At 72.5% G+C, this 18,579-nt stretch carries 17 protein-coding genes; 5 read left to right on the top strand and 12 right to left on the bottom strand.

The window, feature by feature from the left end:
* Positions 1 to 88: 88 nt before the first annotated feature.
* From ACIQWG_RS33150 to ACIQWG_RS33170, 5 genes are read right to left on the bottom strand one after another with little or no spacing between them, the layout of a single operon-like run.
* A complete protein-coding gene (locus ACIQWG_RS33150; protein ID WP_404102387.1) occupies positions 89 to 442 on the bottom strand; it encodes a DoxX family protein in 354 nt (117 codons plus the stop codon).
* Positions 439 to 2,406, bottom strand: coding sequence for an acetoacetate--CoA ligase (locus ACIQWG_RS33155; protein ID WP_404102389.1), 1,968 nt, complete (start codon positions 2,404 to 2,406; stop codon positions 439 to 441). The genes ACIQWG_RS33150 and ACIQWG_RS33155 overlap by 4 nt, the downstream gene beginning before the upstream one ends.
* Positions 2,403 to 3,989: a bifunctional 3-(3-hydroxy-phenyl)propionate/3-hydroxycinnamic acid hydroxylase gene (locus ACIQWG_RS33160; protein WP_404102391.1), complete on the bottom strand. Its 1,587-nt coding sequence runs from the start codon at positions 3,987 to 3,989 to the stop codon at positions 2,403 to 2,405. The genes ACIQWG_RS33155 and ACIQWG_RS33160 overlap by 4 nt, the downstream gene beginning before the upstream one ends.
* Positions 3,990 to 4,007: 18 nt before the next feature.
* On the bottom strand, positions 4,008 to 4,946 hold the full coding sequence (locus ACIQWG_RS33165; RefSeq protein ID WP_404102392.1) for a fumarylacetoacetate hydrolase family protein: 939 nt from the start codon (positions 4,944 to 4,946) through the stop codon (positions 4,008 to 4,010).
* Complete coding sequence (locus tag ACIQWG_RS33170; protein ID WP_404102394.1) at positions 4,943 to 6,088, bottom strand: VOC family protein; 1,146 nt, start codon at positions 6,086 to 6,088, stop codon at positions 4,943 to 4,945. The genes ACIQWG_RS33165 and ACIQWG_RS33170 overlap by 4 nt, the downstream gene beginning before the upstream one ends.
* Positions 6,089 to 6,223: 135 nt before the next feature.
* Here ACIQWG_RS33170 and ACIQWG_RS33175 point away from each other — a divergent pair, with 135 nt between their 5' ends.
* The gene (locus ACIQWG_RS33175) at positions 6,224 to 6,859 is read left to right on the top strand and encodes a TetR/AcrR family transcriptional regulator (protein WP_404102395.1); all 636 of its coding nucleotides are present in this window, start codon (positions 6,224 to 6,226) and stop codon (positions 6,857 to 6,859) included.
* A 58-nt stretch (positions 6,860 to 6,917) separates the two neighbouring features.
* Positions 6,918 to 7,346: a glutaredoxin domain-containing protein gene (locus ACIQWG_RS33180; RefSeq protein WP_404102396.1), complete on the top strand. Its 429-nt coding sequence runs from the start codon at positions 6,918 to 6,920 to the stop codon at positions 7,344 to 7,346.
* Between the two features lie 74 nt (positions 7,347 to 7,420).
* Here the strand turns inward: ACIQWG_RS33180 and ACIQWG_RS33185 are convergent, their stop codons facing one another.
* Both ACIQWG_RS33185 and ACIQWG_RS33190 read right to left on the bottom strand, forming a co-directional pair.
* Positions 7,421 to 8,161, bottom strand: a complete 741-nt coding sequence (locus tag ACIQWG_RS33185; protein ID WP_404102398.1) for a hypothetical protein — start codon at positions 8,159 to 8,161, stop codon at positions 7,421 to 7,423.
* Positions 8,162 to 8,212: 51 nt separating this feature from the next.
* A complete protein-coding gene (locus ACIQWG_RS33190; protein ID WP_404102400.1) occupies positions 8,213 to 9,094 on the bottom strand; it encodes a YhjD/YihY/BrkB family envelope integrity protein in 882 nt (293 codons plus the stop codon).
* Between the two features lie 92 nt (positions 9,095 to 9,186).
* Between ACIQWG_RS33190 and ACIQWG_RS33195 the strand changes: the two genes are divergently transcribed.
* Positions 9,187 to 10,248 carry a LacI family DNA-binding transcriptional regulator gene (locus ACIQWG_RS33195; RefSeq protein ID WP_404102402.1) on the top strand — a complete coding sequence of 354 codons (1,062 nt, stop codon included), beginning with the start codon at positions 9,187 to 9,189 and terminating at the stop codon, positions 10,246 to 10,248.
* Positions 10,249 to 10,675: 427 nt separating this feature from the next.
* On the opposite strand, the gene ACIQWG_RS33200 is transcribed toward ACIQWG_RS33195, so the two are convergent.
* From ACIQWG_RS33200 to ACIQWG_RS33210, 3 genes are read right to left on the bottom strand one after another with little or no spacing between them, the layout of a single operon-like run.
* Positions 10,676 to 11,392, bottom strand: a complete 717-nt coding sequence (locus tag ACIQWG_RS33200) for a sulfite exporter TauE/SafE family protein (protein ID WP_404102404.1) — start codon at positions 11,390 to 11,392, stop codon at positions 10,676 to 10,678.
* Complete coding sequence (locus ACIQWG_RS33205) at positions 11,389 to 12,768, bottom strand: amidohydrolase family protein (RefSeq protein ID WP_404102533.1); 1,380 nt, start codon at positions 12,766 to 12,768, stop codon at positions 11,389 to 11,391. Before ACIQWG_RS33205 ends, ACIQWG_RS33200 begins: the two co-directional genes overlap by 4 nt.
* Before the next feature lie 5 nt (positions 12,769 to 12,773).
* On the bottom strand, positions 12,774 to 14,078 hold the full coding sequence (locus ACIQWG_RS33210) for a uracil-xanthine permease family protein (RefSeq protein WP_404102535.1): 1,305 nt from the start codon (positions 14,076 to 14,078) through the stop codon (positions 12,774 to 12,776).
* A 375-nt stretch (positions 14,079 to 14,453) separates the two neighbouring features.
* On the opposite strand from ACIQWG_RS33210, the gene ACIQWG_RS33215 reads away from it, so the two are divergent.
* The gene (locus ACIQWG_RS33215; protein ID WP_404102406.1) at positions 14,454 to 15,155 is read left to right on the top strand and encodes a GNAT family N-acetyltransferase; all 702 of its coding nucleotides are present in this window, start codon (positions 14,454 to 14,456) and stop codon (positions 15,153 to 15,155) included.
* Between the two features lie 85 nt (positions 15,156 to 15,240).
* Here the strand turns inward: ACIQWG_RS33215 and ACIQWG_RS33220 are convergent, their stop codons facing one another.
* Positions 15,241 to 16,260, bottom strand: a complete 1,020-nt coding sequence (locus ACIQWG_RS33220) for an aldo/keto reductase (RefSeq protein WP_404102408.1) — start codon at positions 16,258 to 16,260, stop codon at positions 15,241 to 15,243.
* A gap of 23 nt (positions 16,261 to 16,283) precedes the next feature.
* Positions 16,284 to 17,180, bottom strand: coding sequence for a helix-turn-helix transcriptional regulator (locus ACIQWG_RS33225; RefSeq protein ID WP_404102409.1), 897 nt, complete (start codon positions 17,178 to 17,180; stop codon positions 16,284 to 16,286).
* Between the two features lie 309 nt (positions 17,181 to 17,489).
* Here ACIQWG_RS33225 and ACIQWG_RS33230 point away from each other — a divergent pair, with 309 nt between their 5' ends.
* Complete coding sequence (locus ACIQWG_RS33230; protein WP_404102410.1) at positions 17,490 to 18,524, top strand: zinc-dependent alcohol dehydrogenase family protein; 1,035 nt, start codon at positions 17,490 to 17,492, stop codon at positions 18,522 to 18,524.
* Positions 18,525 to 18,579: the final 55 nt, after the last annotated feature.

Below are 18,579 nucleotides of genomic sequence, written 5' to 3' on the forward strand. Positions count from 1 at the left end.
GCAACAGGCGGTCAGCGCACAGCTGACCGCCTGTCCGGTTTCCCGCCCCACCGGCGAGATCGAGCGAGGCGCCGAGCCCCCGGTGCCGTCAGCCCGCGGCCACCGTCACCCCGGCGTACGCAACCACCGCGAGAGCCAGCACCGCGGCGGGCACCGCCCGTGCGGGTGGGTCGCCGTGGCGCAGGTGGGCCGCCGCCGCCCCGGTCATCAGCAGTGCCAGTCCGGCCGCGGCGGCCACACCGAGCGCGGCCGAAGCCGTGCCGAGCAACAGACCGGCCGCTCCGGCCAACTCCAGTGCGCCGATGACCCGGTAGTGCCCCGGCGACATGCCGAGGTGGGCCGCCGCCCGGCGCATGAACGGCGCCGCGGCGATCTTCGCCAGCCCCAGCGGGACGTAGACCAGGCAGAGCGCGACGACGAGGGCGGTCCGAGCCGCCGTCATGCCGGACGGTTCCGGCGTTCGGCGCCCAGGCGGGCGAAGTGGTCGATGAGACCGGGAGAGTCCACTGCCGCCGGGTCGACGACCTGGTCGACCGGCGCGCCCTGGAGGAGGCGTTTGACCGGGACCTCCAGCTTCTTTCCGGTACGGGTGTGCGGGATCCCCGGCACTTCGAGGATCTCGTCGGGGACGTGCCGGGGCGAGGCGCCCGTGCGGACGGCGTCGCGGATCTTCTCGCGGAGCGTGTCGTCCAGGGCCACGCCGGCGGCGGGGACCACGAACAGCGGCATCCAGTAGCCCCCGTCCGGCTCTTCGACGCCGATGACCAGTGCCTCGGTGATCTCCGGCAGCCGTTCGACGACGTCGTGGATGTCGGCGCTGCCCAGGCGTACGCCGTTGCGGTTGAGGGTGCTGTCGGAGCGGCCGTGGACGATCACCGAGCCGTGACCGGTGACCGTGATCCAGTCGCCGTGCCGCCACACGCCCGGGTAGGACGAGAAGTAGGCGTCGCGGTAGCGGGTGCCGTCGGGGTCGTTCCAGAAGTACAGCGGCATCGACGGCATGGGGCGGGTGACGACCAGCTCTCCGACCCGGTCGGTGACCGGGAAGCCCTCGGCGTCGTAGGCGGCCAGGGCCACGCCCAGGTGAGGAGCCGACAACTCCCCTGCCCATACGGGGGTGTTGGGTGCGCTGCCCGCGAAGCCGGACACCACGTCCGTGCCGCCGCTGATCGAGGCGGGCAGCACACGGTCACCGACGTGGTCACGGATCCAGGGGTAGGCCGAGGCGGGCAGCGCGGAGCCGGTGCAGCCGACCACACGGATCGACGACAGGTCGTGCACGGACGGGTCGATGCCGAACTTGGCCATCCCCAGCAGGTACTGGGGGCTGGTGCCGAAGACGGTGACCCGGTGCCGGGCGGCCAGTTCCCACAGGATGTCGGGCTTGGCGAAGGGCGCGGGGCTGCCGTCGTAGGTGCAGGTGGTGGCGCCGGTGAGCAGCGTGGAGGCGACCAGGTTCCACATCATCCAGTGGGTGGTGGTGTACCAGAGCAAGCGGTCGCCGGGTCCGAGGTCGGAGTGCAGGCCGAGGGTCTTCAGGTGCTCCAGGAGGACTCCGCCGTGGCCGTGGACGATGCCTTTGGGCAGGCCGGTGGTGCCGGAGGAGAAGACGACCCACAGGGGGTGGTCGAACGGCACGGGTGTGCAGCGGAGTTCCTCGGTTCGGGTGGCCGCGTCCTCCCACGGGACGACCAGCGACGGGTACGCCCGCGACGGCCAGGGCAGGCCCACGTGGTCCAGCAGCAGGGTGGCCTTCAGCGTGGGCAGCGCGCGGGCGAGTTCGAGGGCGGCGTCGCGGCGGTCGTGGGTGGTGCCGTTGAAGAGGTATCCGTCGGCGGCGACCAGCACGGTCGGCTGGAGCTGGGCGAACCGGTCGGCGGCGGCCCGGGGCGCGTAGTCCTGGCCGCACACCGACCACACGGCACCCAGGCTCGCGGCGGCCAGGAACGCGACGATGGCGTGCGGGGTGTTGGGCAGGTAGCCGACGACCCGGTCGCCCTTGCCGACGCCCAGGTCGCGCAGGGTGGCGGCGACGGAGGCGACCAGTGAGCGCAGCCGTCCGCCGGTCACCTGGTAGCCGGCGCCGGTCTCGTCCAGCGCGACGATCACCGGCCGGTCGGCGGCCAGGTCGCGCAGGGCGTGGTGGACGTAGTTGAGGGTGGCGCCGGTGAACCAGCGGGCGCCGGGCATGGTCTCCTCGGCCAGCACCTGCTCGTACGGGGTGTCCGCGTCGACGCCGAAGTACTCCCACACCGCGCCCCAGAAGCCCTCCAGGTCGGTGACCGACCAGCGGTGCAGGGTGGTGTAGTCGGCGCCGGCGAGACCGACATGGCGGGCGAAGTCGGTGATGCGGCTTTCCTCGGCGGTCTGCGGATCAGGTGTCATGAAGGGGTCCGGCCGGGTCATGGTGCGGCGCTCCTCAGCAGGCTTTTCTCGACGGTGGGTGGGGACGGGCGGGGGCTGCGCGTGGTGTGCAGGAGGGCGGCCCAGCCGGTGGTGTCCGTGAAGGCGGCGGCCCCGGCCGGGACGACGTCCAGGACCACGCGGTCGGGGCGCAGCAGTACGGCGTCCGCGCGGCCGGCCCTCAGCCAGGCGGCGAGCGTGCCGTCGTCGCGGAGTTCGGCCACGGGCACCGCGCGGACGCCGAGGCCGTGGGCGAGGGCGGTCAGCGAGGGCGAAGGTTCGGCGGCGGTCAGGACGGTGAAGGCGTCGCCGAGCACCTCGTCGAGACGGGTACGGCGGCCGTCCGCGTCGACCCAGGGTTGCGGGCAGTGGGTGCCGGCCAGAGGGCGGCGGGCACCGCGCCGTACCAGTGGCCCCGGCGTCAGCGGGAGGCTGAGGCTGCCGCCGAACGCGCCGGTCAGGCCCGGAACGCGGCAGAGCACGGCCAGGGCCCTGCGGCGCAGCGCGGCGGCGCCGTCCTGACCGCCGGTCATGGCCCAGCCCATCGCGACCGCCAGCCGGATCAGGTGCCGGGCGTGCGGCTTGCGCTCGCTCTCGTAGGTGTCCAGCAACCGTTCGTCGCCTCCCTGTCGGAGGACGCGGGCGAGCTTCCAGCTGAGGTTGTAGGCATCCCGTAGCCCCGCGCACAGCCCCTGGCCGATGAACGGCGGGGTGAGGTGGGCGGCGTCGCCGAGGAGGAAGACCCGCCCGCGGCGCCACCGGTCGGCGATCCGCGCCCGGAAGGTGTACGCCGTCTCCCGGACGACCTCGAAGTGCCCGTCGTACGACGGCGGCAGCCAGGGGGCGACCAGTTCACGGACCGGGAGTTCCTCCCCTTCGCGCAGCCGGAACTCCCAGCGGTAGCTGTCCTCGCCGACGCGCATGAAGGTGGCCGGCCGGTCCGGGTCGCAGACCTGGTCGACGCCTTCCCAGCAGCGGACGTCGGCCGTGGTCCGCGCGTCGACGACGGTCCAGCGTTCCTCGAAGCGCAGGTCCTCCCATACGGCGCCGATGGACTCGCGGGTGAGGCTGTTGGCGCCGTCACAGCCGAGGACCGCGTCGGCCCACAGGTGATGGTCACCGGTCTCGTCGCGGTAGGTCACCCGCACCAGGCCCTCGCTGTCCGGCGCGATCCGGGTGACCTCCACCCCGCTGAGCAGTTCGCACTCCGGTCGCCGGGCGAGGGCGTCGCGCAGCAGTCGTTCCAGTGCGGGCTGCTCGAACATGCTGGTCTGCGGGTAGCCGTGCGGGCCGTGCTCGGCGCGGCGGAACTCGGCCATCACCCGGTGCCGCGCGTCCAGCAGTCGCAGCCCGTTGCCCGGGCGGGCCAGCGCGGCGAACTCCTCGCCGACGCCCACGGCCTGGAGGATCCTGCGCACCTCGTCGTCGACGACGAGGGCACGGGGAAGGGGATAGACCTCCTGGTGGCGTTCCAGGACGACGCTGCGCACCCCGCGCCGGGCGAGCAGGAGGGCGGCGGTCACGCCCACGGGTCCGGCGCCGATGATCACGACGGGTGTGTCCGAAGGGTGTTTCTCGACGGTCATGTGCGGCTCCCTCGGCTCCTACTGCGCGTCCGTGACCGTCGTGCACTGTTCGCCGAGGTCGATGCGGCCGTCCGGGGTCGCGATCGTCGCCGTGATCACGTCACCGGCGCGCAGATAGCGCGGGTTCCTGGCCTGGCTCCTGAAGAACGCCTTCCACTTCATGGCGGGCGGCAGCAGCGCGCCGATCTTCTCGACCGGCTTGGGCGGGGCCTTCAGGGCCGTGCCGCCGGGGGTGCCGGTCAGCAGCAGGTCACCGGGGTCGAGGGCCTGGAAGCGGGCCAGCAGCGTCAGTGCCCGTGCCGGGCGGACGATCATGTCGGCGAGGGTGCGGTCCTGGCGCCGCTCGCCGTTGACGCTCAACGTCAGCCGCAGGTCCAGGAGTCGGGCAAAGTCCTCCGGCTCCAGCAGCGTGAGGTGGGGCCCGGTGGGTGTGAAGGTCGGGTACGACTTGCTCTCGTAGAACTGCGTCCGGGTGAGCTGGATGTCGCGGGCGCTGATGTCGTTGGTGACGACGAGTGCGGCGACGTACGACGGCAGGTCGTCCTCCTCGACCACGGAGCCGACGGGCAGGGGTGCTCCCATGACGAGCCCGAGTTCGATCTCGTAGTCGAGGAACCTCACATGGGAGGGCCGGACGACGGCGTCCGAGGGTCCGCTGACCGAGCCGGACGCCTTGCGGAAGAAGGTGGGCGGGATGTCGCCGGTGAAGCCCGAATCGCGGGCGTGGCTCCGGTAGTTGACCATCTGGGCGACCACCCGGCAGGGCGTGGTGACCGGGGACAGCGCCACCAGGTCGGCGACGGCCGTGCCCGCCTCGCCGGAGCGCGCGGCCTCCTGTACGGCGGCCCGGTCGGCGATCAGCTCGGCGGTGGTGAGTGCCTTGGTGCCGACGGGGACGGCGCGCTCACCGCGCACCACCCACCAGCCGTCGGCGGTGCGCAGGACGTCGGTGCTCATGAGTTCACGGCTTTCAGCAGGCCCAGCAGACGGGCGGGGTCGAGTTCGTTGTCACCGCGCAGGGCGTGCAGCACCTCGCGGAGCTTGGCGGGGGTGGGTGTGGCGCCGAGGAAGTCCCGGGTGGCGGGCGGGCCCCACTGGGCGAGCCCGCTGGTGGACATGGGTGCCCAGCCGGGCTCGGCATCGCAGGAGAACAGGTCGCCGTCGGCGAAGTGCTCCAGCATGAAGCGGTCCGGATCACGCCAGTAGTCGAAGAGCTGGCTGCCCTGGATGTGCCGTCCGATTCCCCAACTGCGCTTGTAACCGCGCTCGTTCAGGTACTCGCCGCCGGCCGCGATCGAGTCCAGGTCGGTGACCTGGTAGGCGGAGTGGACATAGCCGCTGCCGGGCCCCAGATGCATGGCGAGGGTGTGGTGGTCGGCCGGCACGCCGCCCAGGTCGCAGCGGATGAACGCCATCGTCGGGCCCCGGTGGCGCTGCCCGTCCAGGAAGAGGAAGTCGGACACGATCATCCCGAGGGTGTCCAGGTACCAGTCCAGGGCGCGGGCGAACACCCGTGTCTCCAGGACCACATGCCCGAGGCGCTGGATGCGGGACGGCTCGCGGGGCGGGCGCTGGGTGGCGTTCGTACGGCGGTGACCGGTGCCGAAGTTCAGCAACAGCGGCCGCTGCTCGGGGAGCGCCGGCAGTCGCTGTGCGCAGTGCACGACGCGCACCGGGAAACCCGAGGGGTCGAGCAGGTCCACGACCTTGCCGCCGTCCGGGACGTCGGCGTCCCGGACGTCCGTCCCCGTCGCCCGTGCCAGCCGGTCCAGGTCGGCGCGGTCGGCGGCACGGAACGCCGGTCCGATGAAACGGGACGTACGGCCGCGCCGGATCACCATGCAGGGCGGGCCGGCGAAGGTGCCGCGCAGCCACAGCTCGCGATCGGTGCGGGCGGCGATCTGGAAGCCGAAGTCCCGGGCGAACACCTCGGCCCGGTCGAGGTCCGGCTTCTCGAATTCCAGCCAGGCGAGGTCGGCGACCTTGATCACGGGGTTCCGGGATCGGCCCGGATGCTCCCCGCGCAGGGCGCCCTGTTCGCTGTGGAGGTCCTGGTGGGCCGTCTTGACCCCGGCCCCGTGGACGCGCGTTTCAGACATGGTGCCCTCCGAGCAACATCGCCGTAATGAGGAAATCATCAAGTTTGACAGTCTCGTCGTCAAGGTGTTCTCGGCAGCAAATGATGAATTCATCAGGACTGCGATCTCCATCGACGCCACGGTTAGACTCGGCGCATGACTACGTCAGCCGCGCCCGGCAACCGGTTCGAGCGCCGTCGCGCCGAGACCCGCGGGGCGCTCGTCCGCGCGGCCCGGCAGATCCTCGCCGAGACCGGCGACACCAGCGCCAGCATCCAGGCGATCGCCGAGCGCGCCGACGTGGGATTCGGTTCCTTCTACAACCACTTCGAGTCGAAGACGGAGCTGTTCGAGGCGGCCGTGGAGGACGCCCTGGAGGAGTACGGCCAGACCTTCGACGACCGGCTGCGCGGAATCGACGACCCCGCGGAGCTCGTCGCCGCGGGTTTCCGCCTCAGTGCCCGGATGGCCGACTCCCACCCGGAGCTGATGCAGGTCCTGCGCCGTCGCGGCCTCGGGTATCTCCACTCCGACAACGGCCTGGTCACCCGGGCCCGGCGCGACCTCCAGGCCGGGACGGTGTCCGGCCGCTTCACCCCGGCGGACCCCGCGGTGGCGCTGTCCGCGCTGGGCGGCACCCTGCTGTCCCTGGTGGAGCTGCGGTTCGCCCGCCCCGACCTGGACGGCGACGAGGCCGCCACCAGCCTGGCCGAGATGGTCCTGCGCATGCTGGGCGTCCCACCGGACGAGGCCCACGAGGTGGCCCGGCGCCCTCTGCCGGACGTGTCCTGACGTCGACCACCGGCCCCGTTCGGCAGGCGTTGTCGACTCCTCGCTAGCCTGCGTCCCCATGACACGCGTGTGGATCCTGCCGGTACTGCTGGTGCTCTGCGGCTCAGCCGTCGCGACGGTGTCGGCGCTGCGCGGATCCCCCGCCGAGGCCGCGGTGCTCCTGGTCTTCTTCGTGCTGCTCGCGGGCATGAACTCACCCCTCGCCTTCCCGAGGTCGATCGGCGCGCTGGAGCCACAGCGCCGCAGCGCGGTCGACGGCCGGCCGGTCGTGTTCTGGCGCGCCGGCTGCACGTACTGCCTGCGACTGCGCATCCGCCTGGGCCGCGCGGCCCGCCGGGCCCACTGGGTCGACATCCGGCGCGACCCGGCCGGGGCGGCGGCGGTACGAGCGGCCACCGGGGGCGACGAGACCGTGCCGACGGTCGTCGTGGCGGGACGGCCGTACGTCAATCCCGATCCGGCGTGGGTGCGCGAGCAGTTGCCGTGAGGTGGCCGGTTTCCGGGGCCGGCCGCGGGGCTCGCTAGGACGCGGCGTCCGGGGAGGGCGTGGTCGCCGAGTCGTCAGACGTCGGATGCAGACGCAGACGCGGACCTGGGATCGATCCACAACGCTTCCGAGACGGCGCACAGTTCACCCTCGGCCGTGGTCAGCGCCACGCCCATCACGTGCTTGCTGCCGGACTCCGACACCAGCCACGCGTACGAGATGTACGGCTCCCCCGCGACGACCGGCCGCACCACCGTGCCCGTGAGCGCCGCGGTGACCGCGCCCGGACGCTGGGTGCCGAGGAAGCGGCCCGCCCAGTTTCCGGGGCAGTCCAGGGCGCCCCAGACGAGGTGCGTCGGGAGCAGGCCGTCCGGGTCGGCGAAGGCGGGGGACGGGGTCCAGGCGGAGGCCACCAGGCCGAGATCCGGGACCGGTGTGCCGTAGACACGCAGACCCCGGTCCGCGGGACGCAGGCCGCAGCCGAAGCAGTCGACCACGCCCGCCGGCGGCGCCGCCCGGAACCTCTCGGCCGCGGCGGCCGCCTCGTCCCAGGAGGGCGCGGCGGGGACGTCGAGCGGCAACTCGGCGGGCCGCGCGACGGCGAGGGGCCGTTCGGCCGTCCCCAATTCCACGCCCCCGCCCGCCGTCTCGGCGATCGGCACGGACACCTCGACCGGCACCGGCCCACGGAAGTCGACCCGTACCGTCGGCGCCCCGGACCGCTCCGCCAGCACCCCGGCGACATAGCCGCCGAAGGCCACTCCGGGGTAGCCGACGTACAGTTCGGGCACCACGATCGCGTCACTCGTCGTCATGATCCCCACCTCACCACACCCGGGCATCGCACTGGTGTCGACGGGAGCCCGTCATGGCGCCGGCGGCCGGCCGGTCGCGCGTGCCCTGAGCCGGCGCCGCTCCAGGTGCTCGTGCCAGATCCGGCCCACCAACGCGCCGCCGTACACCACGAAACCCACTCCGACCAGCCAGGACTGCAAGACCAGGACGGTCCCGAACGGGCCGTACGTCACCGTGTTCGACGCGATCAGCGGCGAGAAGACGTTCTGGGAGAAGATCCGCAGCCCGAGCAGCCCCAGCGCCGTCGCCGCGGCCCCCGGGACGAGCGCACGCCAGCGGATGCGACCGCAGAGCAGCAGCCGCTGCGACCACCAGAAGAAGATGAACGCGCCGACGACGTCGACGCCGGCGACCAGCACCGTCTTCAGGACGGACGACTCCTCGGGGGTGGGCGCGGCGACGAACAGCAGCAGGGAGGCGACCAGTACGCCCAGCCAGACGACATGGCGCCACATCGTGTGCCAGCGCGCCGTCGGCAGATCCCACACGCGTTCGTACCCGGTCTGTACGGCCGCGCCGAAGGTGACGCCGAACGCGGCGAGCGCGGCGAGACCGAGCGCCGTGGTGCGCTGGAGGGCCTGCCCCGGCTGGCCGAACATCCGCTCGACCTCCTCCTGTGACACCTCCGACACGCCGAGGCCCTGCACCAGCCACTTGGCGAAGCCCTGGCCTCGCGTGAGGTCGGCCGCCGCGACGACGACCAGCAGCGGCAGCAGCGTGAGGAAGCTCAGCGCCGCGAAGCCCATGGCCCGGTGCATCAGCTCCATCTCGCGCCCCCGGTTCCAGGCGAGCCCGAGCCACGAGGTGAGCGCCCACCGATGGAGCCGGGCGAACCAGTGGCCGTGGTGCGCGGCACGGTCGTCGTCTTTGCGCGCACCGAATCTGAAGGGCATGTGCCGTGGACTACCCGTACGCCGGAGGTGACCCGACGCGCGTGCCCCCGAACGGGTGTCCCCCGGCCCCGTCGATGGAGGAAAATACCCAGGTGACCGCCACCGACCCCGCGTCCGCCCGGCCGCCGACGATCGCCGACGTCGCCAAGGCCGCCTCCGTCTCCCGCACGACCGTCTCGCACGCCCTCAACGGGCTGGGGAAGGTCGACCCGCGCACCCGGGAACGGGTGAAGCGGATCGCGGCCGAGATGGGCTACCGGCCCAACCTCCGTGCGCAGCGGCTGCGCAGGGGGCAGGCCAGGGCGATCGCGCTCGCGTCGTCGATGCCGTTCGCCGTCGCGGGCGGTCCGTCCCGGCTCGGCTTCTACATGGAGGTGGCCGCGGCCGCCGCCGAGCGGGCCCTCGTGCACGAATTCGCGCTGGTGCTGGTCCCTCCGGTGAAGTCCGGTGCAGGGCTGTCGTCGGTCGACATCGACGGTGCCATCGTGGTCGAACCGGACGTGGACGACCCGGCGGTGACGCAGCTGCGCGAACGCGGCCTGCCCTTCGTCACGCTGGGCCGCCAGGTGTCGCCGCACGCCCCGGCGCCTTACGTCGATCTGCGCGGCGAGAGGGTCGCCGAGCTGCTGTTGGAACATCTGCGGGAGCAGGGCGCGCGTCATCCGGCGCTCATCACCGGCACCGGCCGCCGGCACTCCGCGGTCGACGCGCGCGCCGTGTACGAGCGGCTCGCCCGGGAGTACGGGTGGGACGCGCGTACCGTGACCGCCGCGGAGGACGGCGGAGAGCAGGCGGGGTACGACGCGTGTGCCGCACTGCTGGCCGAGCACCCCGAGACCGACGCCGTGTGCGCGCTCGTGGATGCCTTCGCGGTGGGGGCGGTCCGGGCGATCACCGACAGCGGTCGTACGGTCCCCGGCGACGTCATGGTCGCCACGCGCTACGACGGCCTGCGCGCGAAGACCAGCCACCCCCCGCTGACCGCGATCGACCTCAGCCTCGACCGCGCCGCATCCGATGCGGTCGAGCTGTTGCTCGGACGGGTCGGCGGGGTCGGGGTCGGGGACGCGGGCGGGAGCGGGAGCGGCACGGTCGACGTGGTCCTGGGACCTGAGCCGCGGCTGGTGCCACGGGAGTCGTCGCTACGGGGGTGAGCTGTCCCCGGTCCGCGGGTGCGGCCCCAGTGCGGCTCGGGGGCGCCTGCGGCATCGGCGCCGAGCTGCTGAACGCCCTGCCTCCCCCGGCGATCAGGCCCGGCTGCACATCCTCGGTTCACCGACTCCGACTCGGCCGACCCCGACTCGGCCGAGGCCGACGCGCGGCTGGACCGCAAGGCTTCATCGGCCGAGCCGCACGCCGCCCGGGAAACGGTGACGGAGCAATTGCTGCCCGTCGTCCACTACGCGGACGGCACCCGGCTGCTGTGGCAGGCCGTCACCGACCCGGGCGAGCGCGCCGAGACGCGGTCGGGCACCGGAGACTACGGGGTGGTCGCGGCCGGCGTGGCGCTCGTCGCCGGTGTCAACGGCGCGGCACTGCCCGGCTGGAACGACACGGACGGGCGGCGTTCCGCGGCGGCGCTCACACCGCCGCCCCCACCACCAACACCACCCCCGACACCAACGCGAACCCCAGCACGAACAACCGCATCCGCCGGGCGTCGGCCCGCTCGTGCACCAGTCGGCTCAGCCACACTCCCGCCCCCAGCGCGGGCAGCATCAACGCCGCCCACCCCAGCTGGGACGCCCGCGCCTCGCCGGTCGCGAGGAACAGGGCGAGCGAGGCGAGTTCGCCGGTCAGGAAGCAGACGGCGACCGTGGCACGGAGTTCCGCCGGAGGGCGGTGCTGGTAGACGAGGGCGAGTGGGGGGCCGCCGACGCCGGTCGCCGTTTCGGTGAGGCCGGTGACGACGCCCGCGCCGAGGTAGGCCGCGCGTCCCGGTGTGAACGCGGGTGCGGCGAGGCTCACCAGCGCCGCCAGGACCGTGGCCAGTCCGACGTACAGGCCGAGACTGCTCTCGGGGATCAGCCACAGCAGCGCGAGGCCGCCGGGCGTCGCGACCAGCCGGGCCGCGCTGATCCAGCCCGCGCCGCGCAGATCGAGCGCGGATCGCTCACGCCAGGCGATGTGCAGATTGAGCGGGATCATGACGGCGAGGAGGAACACGGGGAGCAGTCCGGGCGCGAGGAGGCCCGCCACGGGCGCGACGATCAGGGCGAAGCCCAGACCGCTCGCGCCCTGGACGAACGCCGCCACGGCCACGACGAGCGCGAGCAGCAGGATGGCGGTGACGCTCACGAGCGACGCCGGTGCTCGACGGAGGTCGGATGGACCCGGGTGACCGGCGCGCGGGCCACCACCTCCTCGGCGACGGCGGCGGCCTGTTCGACGAGGGCGGGTCCGTCCCAGTCGGTGGGCCATCCTTCGCGCAGTCTGAGCCGCCCCGCGACGAACACAGCCTTGATCTGGTCGCGGTTGGCGCGCCGCACGAGTTCCCAGGGCAGGTCCCACGAGGGCCGCATCTCGGGCCCCGTGATGTCGACGAGCAGGAAGTCCGCTGCCGCGCCTTCGGCGATACGCCCCGTGCGCTCCCCCAGTCCGACGGCGTCGGCGCCCCGCCCCGTGGCGTGCTCCAGCCACGTCCAGCCGGCACCGCAGGAGGAGTCGCCCACGGCCAGCCCGTACGCGATCCGCTGCGCGAACTCCGCGGCGTCCAGCAGCCGGAACCCGTCGCCGCGGGTGCCGTCGGTGCCGAGCCCGAAGCGTATGCCGCGTTCGGCCATCGCCACCGCCGGGGCAACGGCGTTGCCCTTCCAGGCGCTGGCGACCGGGTTGTAGCTGATCGCGGTGCCGGTGTCGGCGAGCAGGGTCAGCTCGCCGGGGGTGAGCAACGTGGCGTGCGCGCCGAGGAGTTGGGGACCCAGTGCCCCGACCGTGTGCAGATGCTCCAGTGGCCGCAGTCCGTGCCGCAGCAACGACCGTTCCACGGCGGCGAGATGCTCGTTGACGTGGATCTGTACGACGGCTCCGGCCTCGGCGGCGAGCAGCGCGGTGTCCCGCAGGGTGCGGTCGGTGGCGGACTCGGGGATGGGGACGGCGAGGGAGGGATGGATCAGCGCGTCGCCCTCGTAGCGGGCGAGATGCTTCTCGGCGGCGGCGAGCGTCGGTCCCGGGCCGGGCTCGTCCGCGTCGGCGCAGACCAGCCCGAGCACGCAGCGGATTCCGGCGTCCCGCGCCGCCGACGCCACGGCCTCCACGTCCACGGGCGCCCGGGTGCCGGCGTCGGCCACGGTCGTGAAGCCGCCGCGCAGCGATTCGAGCGCCGCCAGTTTCGCGGCCAGGTAGGCGGATTCCTCGTCCAGCGCGCCTTCGAGAGGCACCCAGACCCGGCGGAAGATCTCCGACGGTTCACCGAAGGCCAGGGCGGAGCCGAAGCTCTGGGTGAGGTGATGGTGGGCGTCGACGAAGCCGGGCATCAGGACGTGTCCCGGGAGCGGTACGGGCGTCAAGTGCGGGTGGCGACGCCCCCGTCGGTCGGCGGGTTCGACCGCCCGGAAGGTGCCGTCCGCGACCAGGACCGCGTGGTCACGGAGGGGTCCTTCGGGCGTGAGGACGACTTCGGGGGCGAGCAGGAGGGTGTCGGCGTCGAGCGGGTCGGCGGTGAGCCGGTTCATGGAACTCATTTCGCGAGGGAGGCGGGAGTGGGAGCGGGAGCGGTCCTGGCCGGCTTGCGGAGCCGGGGACGTACGTGGTGGAACGCGATGTTGAGCACGGCCGCGGTGAAGGCGCCGACGGCGACGCCGCTCTCCAGCAGGATCCGTACGTTCGGCGGGAAGGCGCCATACACGCCGGGGATCAGGATCGGGAGCAGGCCGACCGCGAGCGCCGCCGCGCAGATGAACGTGTTGGCGTGGTCGGTGAGATCGGCGCGGCCGAGCATCTGGACGCCGAGGACGGTGATCACGGCGAAGACGAGCATCGCCGTGCCGCCGACGACGGCGGAGGGGATGACGCTGATCGCGCGGGTGACGGGGGCCAGGAAGCCGGCGACGACGAGTACGACGCCGGCCGCGGCGGTGACGTAGCGGCTGCGGACCCCGGTGACCCGGACGATGCCGATGTTCTCGCCGCTCGTGACCATCAGAGGCAGGCCGAGGAAGCCGCCGAGGAACGAGGTGAGCGCGTCGCCGCGGATCGTCTTGGGGACCTCGGTGCGGCGGTCGATGTCCTTGCCGACGGCTTCGGCGTTGATGACGGTCTGGCCGGTGGCCTCGGCCATCGAGGCGAGGCTGTAGAGCATCAGCGGCAGCGCGGCGAACAGGCTGAACTCCGGCGTACCGAAAGGGAGCAGCTGCGGTGCGCTCAGCAGACCGCCGTCGGTGGCGCCGCCGAAGTCGGTCCGGCCGATGGCGAAGGCCAGGGCGGTGCCCGCGAGCAGGCCGAGCATCACGGCGAGTTGTCGCAGCACCCCGCTGAACAGCCAGAAGAAGGCCACGGTGAAGCCGATCGTGGCGAGGCCCAGCATCAGGTTCGTGGGGTTGCCGAAGCCGGGCTCGCCGGGGCGCCCGGTGACCAGGACCGCGCCCACCTTCACCAGGTTGACGCCGACGATGACGATCATCGTGCCGATGACGAGGGCGGGGAAGAACCTCAGCAGCCGCGAGAAGACGGGCAGGACGACGAAGTAGAAGGCGGCGGTCAGCAGGACGGCGCCGGAGGCGGTGCGCAGGCCGTGCTGCTGCGCGATCGCCATGAAGAGGATCAGCGGTGCGCCGCCGGGCAGCATCACGAAGGGCAGTTTCGGCCCGAACTTCCAGGGTCCGAGCGACTGGATCAGCGATCCCACGCCGGAGAGCAGGAAGGCGGCGGAGAGCAGATCGACGGTGAGGTCGGGGCCCAGGTCGAGCGTGGCGCTCATGAGGAAGATGGCCGAGATGGGCGTGGCGGCCATGACGAGCACGTGCTGGATGCCGAAGAGCAGCATGCGCAGGAGGGGACGGCTCTCGTCGACGGGGTGCGGCCGGTCGGGTTCGGTGGGGTCGGGCTGCTGCGTGGTGCTGTGGGTGACGCCGGTGCTGGCGCCGGTGCTGCGGCTGGGGATGGGGCTTGGCACGTCGAGCTCCGTTCCGACGGGGCGGGGCAGCCGGTGAGAGAAGTGAGCCAAATCGATTTGGCCAAATCGATTTGGCCGCCAGTATCCGGAGGGTTTCCGAGGACGTCAATACATCCGGCAGGAGCTTCGGAGGGACCCGCTTCGGAGCGACCCCGTCGGCCGTGGGTCTCCGCACGCCGGGGAGGTAACCTCACCCGACAGCGCAGCCAGGGCAGGGATCCGCCCTGCCCTTTCCCAGGAGACACGATGAACGCGGACGAGTCGGCACTCGACGACCCGGTGGGCCGCTCACTCGGCGGCCGGCACGCGCATCTCGCGCGGCGGCTCGGCCGGGCCGCCACCTATGTCACGGACGTGGCGACCTTCTCCGCCGTGCCCGCAGATCCTGACGCACGGGACTGGTCCGACCTGGCCGGGCTGCTCGGTCCGGGTGCCTTCGCCGACCTGTTCAGCTGTCCGGACGTACCGCCGCCGAGCTGGGAACCGGTCTTCCGCCTCGCAGGCCGGCAGATGACCCTGTCCGGCGATGGCGTGCCCGACCATGCCCGTGCCGAGCCCGGCGCGGAGGTGGTCGAACTGGGCGCCGAGAGCGCGCCCGAGATGCTCGACCTCGTGAAGCGGACCGAGCCGGGGCCCTTCTGGCCGCGGACCCACGAGCTCGGCACCTACCTCGGTGTCCGGGTCCACGGCATCCTGGTGGCGATGGCCGGGGAACGCCTGCGGCCTCCCGGCTGGACCGAGATCAGCGCCGTCTGCACCGCTCCCGAGGTACGCGGGCAGGGGCACGCCGCCCGTCTGGTCGCGACGCTCGCCGCACGCGTCGTGGCGCGTGGCGAACGTCCCTTCCTGCACGTGGCCGAGTCGAACACCGGTGCGATCGCCCTGTACGAGCGCCTCGGCTTCAAGACGCGCAGGCAGGTGACCTTCCGGGGCTTCCGCACGCCCTGACGGTCGAGGACGCGGGCGTACGCGGTCGGCGTGCCGCCGCGCGCTGGACTCCGGGTGCCGCGCGGGGCCGTGGCACCGGACAGCGTCAGCGTCGGCGCTGGTCGGCGCGCAGCTCGAAGTCGCCGTAGCTGTTGTCGGCGGGGTTGACGGTCACTCCGGGTGCCACGATCTCGTCGATGCGGTCGAGGACGTCGGCGGGGAGGGTGATGTCGGCGGCGGGCAGGAACGCCTCCAACTGCTCCATGGTGCGCGGGCCGATGATCGCCGACGTGACGCCCGGGTGGTTCAGGACGAAGGCGACGGCGAGCTCGATCAGCGTGAGCCCCGCCTTCTCGGCCAGGAGCGCGAGTTGCTCGACGGCGTCGAGCTTGCGCTGGTTGGCCGGGGTGCTCATGTCGAAGCGGGTCGAGGGGCGCGCCGCGGAGGCCGGGCCTGCGGTGCTGTCCTTGCGGTAGCGGCCCGAGAGCCAGCCGCCGGCCAGCGGGCTGTAGGTGAGCGTGCCCATGCCGTGGCGGCGCACGGTCGGCAGCACGTCCTCCTCGATGCCGCGGACCAGGACGGAGTACGGCGGCTGCTCGGTCACGAACCGCTCCAAGTGGCGTTCCCTGGAGGTCCACTGGGCTTCGACGATCTGCGAGCCGGAGTACGAGGAGGAGCCGATGTAGCGGACCTTGCCCTGGTGCACCAGGTCGGAGAGGGCGCCGAGGGTTTCGGACACGTCGGTGTCCGGGCTGGGGCGATGGACCTGGTAGAGGTCGAGGTGATCGGTGCCCAGGCGCCGCAGCGAGTCCTCCACCGCGCGGATGATCCAGCGCCGTGAGCCTCCGCGCCGGTTGGGGTCGTCCTGGCTCATCGGCATGAAGAACTTGGTGGCGAGGAAGATGTCGTCCCGCCGGCCCTTCAGTGCCTTGCCGACGATCTCCTCAGAGACACCGGCGGAGTAGACGTCGGCGGTGTCGACGAAGTTGATGCCGGCGTCGAGGGCGCGGTGGATGATCCGTACCGAGTCGGCTTCGTCCTCGTTGCCCCAGGGTCCGAACATCATCGCGCCCAGGCAGAGCGGGCTGACCTGGACGCCGGTGCGGCCGAGCGGTCGGTGGTGCATGAGGCTGTTCTCCTTGCGTGAGGTCAGTCGTCGCCGGAGGGCACGACCGTGCCGGTACCGGCCCAGCTGGCCAGCAGGCCGAGGGCTTGCTGTTCCGGCGAGTCCGGTTCAGGGGTGTAGACGTTGATGCGGAGCCCGGGGTCGGACGGCAGCTCCATCGCCTCGTAGGGCAGCGCGAGATCGCCGACCAGGGGGTGGCGCAGGTTCTTCACGCCGGAGCGGTGGAACTTGACGTCGTGGCGTGCCCACCGCCGGGCGAAGTCGTCGCTCCGCGTGGTCAGTTCTCCGATCAGATCCGTCAGCGCCTTGTCGTGGGGCGCCCGGCCCGTCTCGGTGCGCAGGAAGGCCACCGCGTCGTCGGCGCCCTTGTCCCAGTCGACCCAGAAGTCCTTGCTCGCGGGGTCCAGGAACATGAAGCGGGCGCTGTTGACCGGCCCGCGCTGGGCGAACAGGGGCGAGTCGAAGACGGGTGCGTACAGCGCGTGACCGAGCACGTTGGCGGCCACGATGTCGAACCGCGCGTTGCGGACGAACGCCGGGACGTCGGTCATCGAGTCGAGCAGCCGCAGGATCGTGGGCCGTACCCGGGACGCGGTCACCGCGGGGCGCCTGCCCGAGGGAGTGGCCGCGCGGGCCAGGTCGTAGAGGTGGGTGCGCTCGGCCTCGTTCAGTTGCAGCGCGTGCGCGAGGGCTTCGAGCACCGAGTCGGAGGCGCCGCTGAGATTGCCGCGCTCCAGCCGGACGTAGTAGTCCACGCTCATGCCCGCGAGCAGGGCGACCTCCTCGCGGCGCAGGCCGGCGACGCGACGGTTCCCGCCGTAGACCGGCAGCCCGGCCTGCTCCGGGGTGATGCGTGCGCGCCGGGTGCTGAGGAACTCGCGGACCTCGCCGGCCAGGTTCTTCCTGTCGGTTCCGGGCACGGTCAGACTCCGCGCAGGTGTTCCGGGACGCCGTCACAGGACATGACCCGGGACCGGCCGGCGTGGGACGTGAGGTGGGTGGGGGCTTCGGCGGGGGCCAGGGGCACGGGGGACTCCTCTTGATCGGCGTGCAGCGTGTGCCGGTTCTTTTCACGGTAGGTCCGTCGGCTCGGACCTGGGAGGTACTGCCATTACCTGGAAGAGCAGGGACTCTCACCCGGGTGCCTGCGCGCGGTTCGCTGGAGAAGGCCCAGGACAGCCATGCCGCGTCCGGGGCCGGACCGAGAGAACCGACCTGAAGGAACACCCGTGCGCGCAGCACTCATGTACGCAGCCGGCGACGTCCGCGCCGCACACGTCGCCGACCCGAGTCTCAAGGAACCCACCGACGCGCTGGTCCGTATCACCGCGGCCTGCGTCTGCGGCAGCGACCTGCACCCCTACCGCTCCATGTCCGGCTCCGACGGCCCGGTCCGGATGGGCCACGAGTTCATCGGCGTGGTCGAGGCGACCGGGAGCGAGGTCACGTCGGTGCGGAAGGGCGACGTCGTGGTCGCCCCGTTCGCCTATTCGGACGGCACCTGTGCCTTCTGCCGGGCCGGGCTCCAGACCTCCTGTGTGCACGGCGGCTTCTGGGCGAGGAACGGGATCGACGGCGGCCAGGGCGAGGCGGCACGCGTGCCGCTGGCCGACGGCACCCTCGTCAAGCTGCCGGTCGGCGTTGACGACGCGCTGATCCCCTCCCTGCTCACGCTGTCCGACGTCATGGGCACCGGCCACCATGCCGCGGTCCGCGGCGGAGTGCGGCGGGGCAGCACCGTCACCGTGATCGGCGACGGCGCGGTCGGCCTGCTCGCGGTGCTCGCCGCCAAGCGTCTCGGCGCCGAACGGATCGTGCTCATGGGCCGGCACACCGCCCGCACCGACCTCGGCCGCTCGTTCGGAGCGACCGACGTGGTCCCCGAGCGCGGCGACGAGGGCGTCGAGAAGGTACGTCGGCTGACCGGCGGCGGCAGCGAGATCGTCCTCGAAGCGGTCGGGCACCGGCCCGCCTACGAGCAGGCGTACGGAGTGGTCCGTCCCGGCGGCACCATCAGCCGCGTGGGGGTGCCCCAGTACGAGGAGGCTCCGGTCGGCTTCGGCAGCCTCTTCGGCCACAACATCACCCTGACCGGCGGTCCCGCCCCGGCCCGCGCCTACATCGAAGAGCTCCTTCCGGACTTGCTGGAGGGCCGTATCGAACCGGGCCGGGTCTTCGACCGCACGGTCGGTCTGGACGACGTCGCCGAGGGGTACCGGGCGATGGACGCGCGCGAGGCCCTCAAGGTGCTGGTGCGCCCGTGAACAGGCAACCTGTGACGCGGTGGACGCGACCGGGCACCCAGGGTCCTTCGCCCAC

Origin of the sequence: Streptomyces sp. NPDC098781 (assembly GCF_044759995.1) — a bacterium.
Lineage (GTDB): Bacteria > Actinomycetota > Actinomycetes > Streptomycetales > Streptomycetaceae > Streptomyces.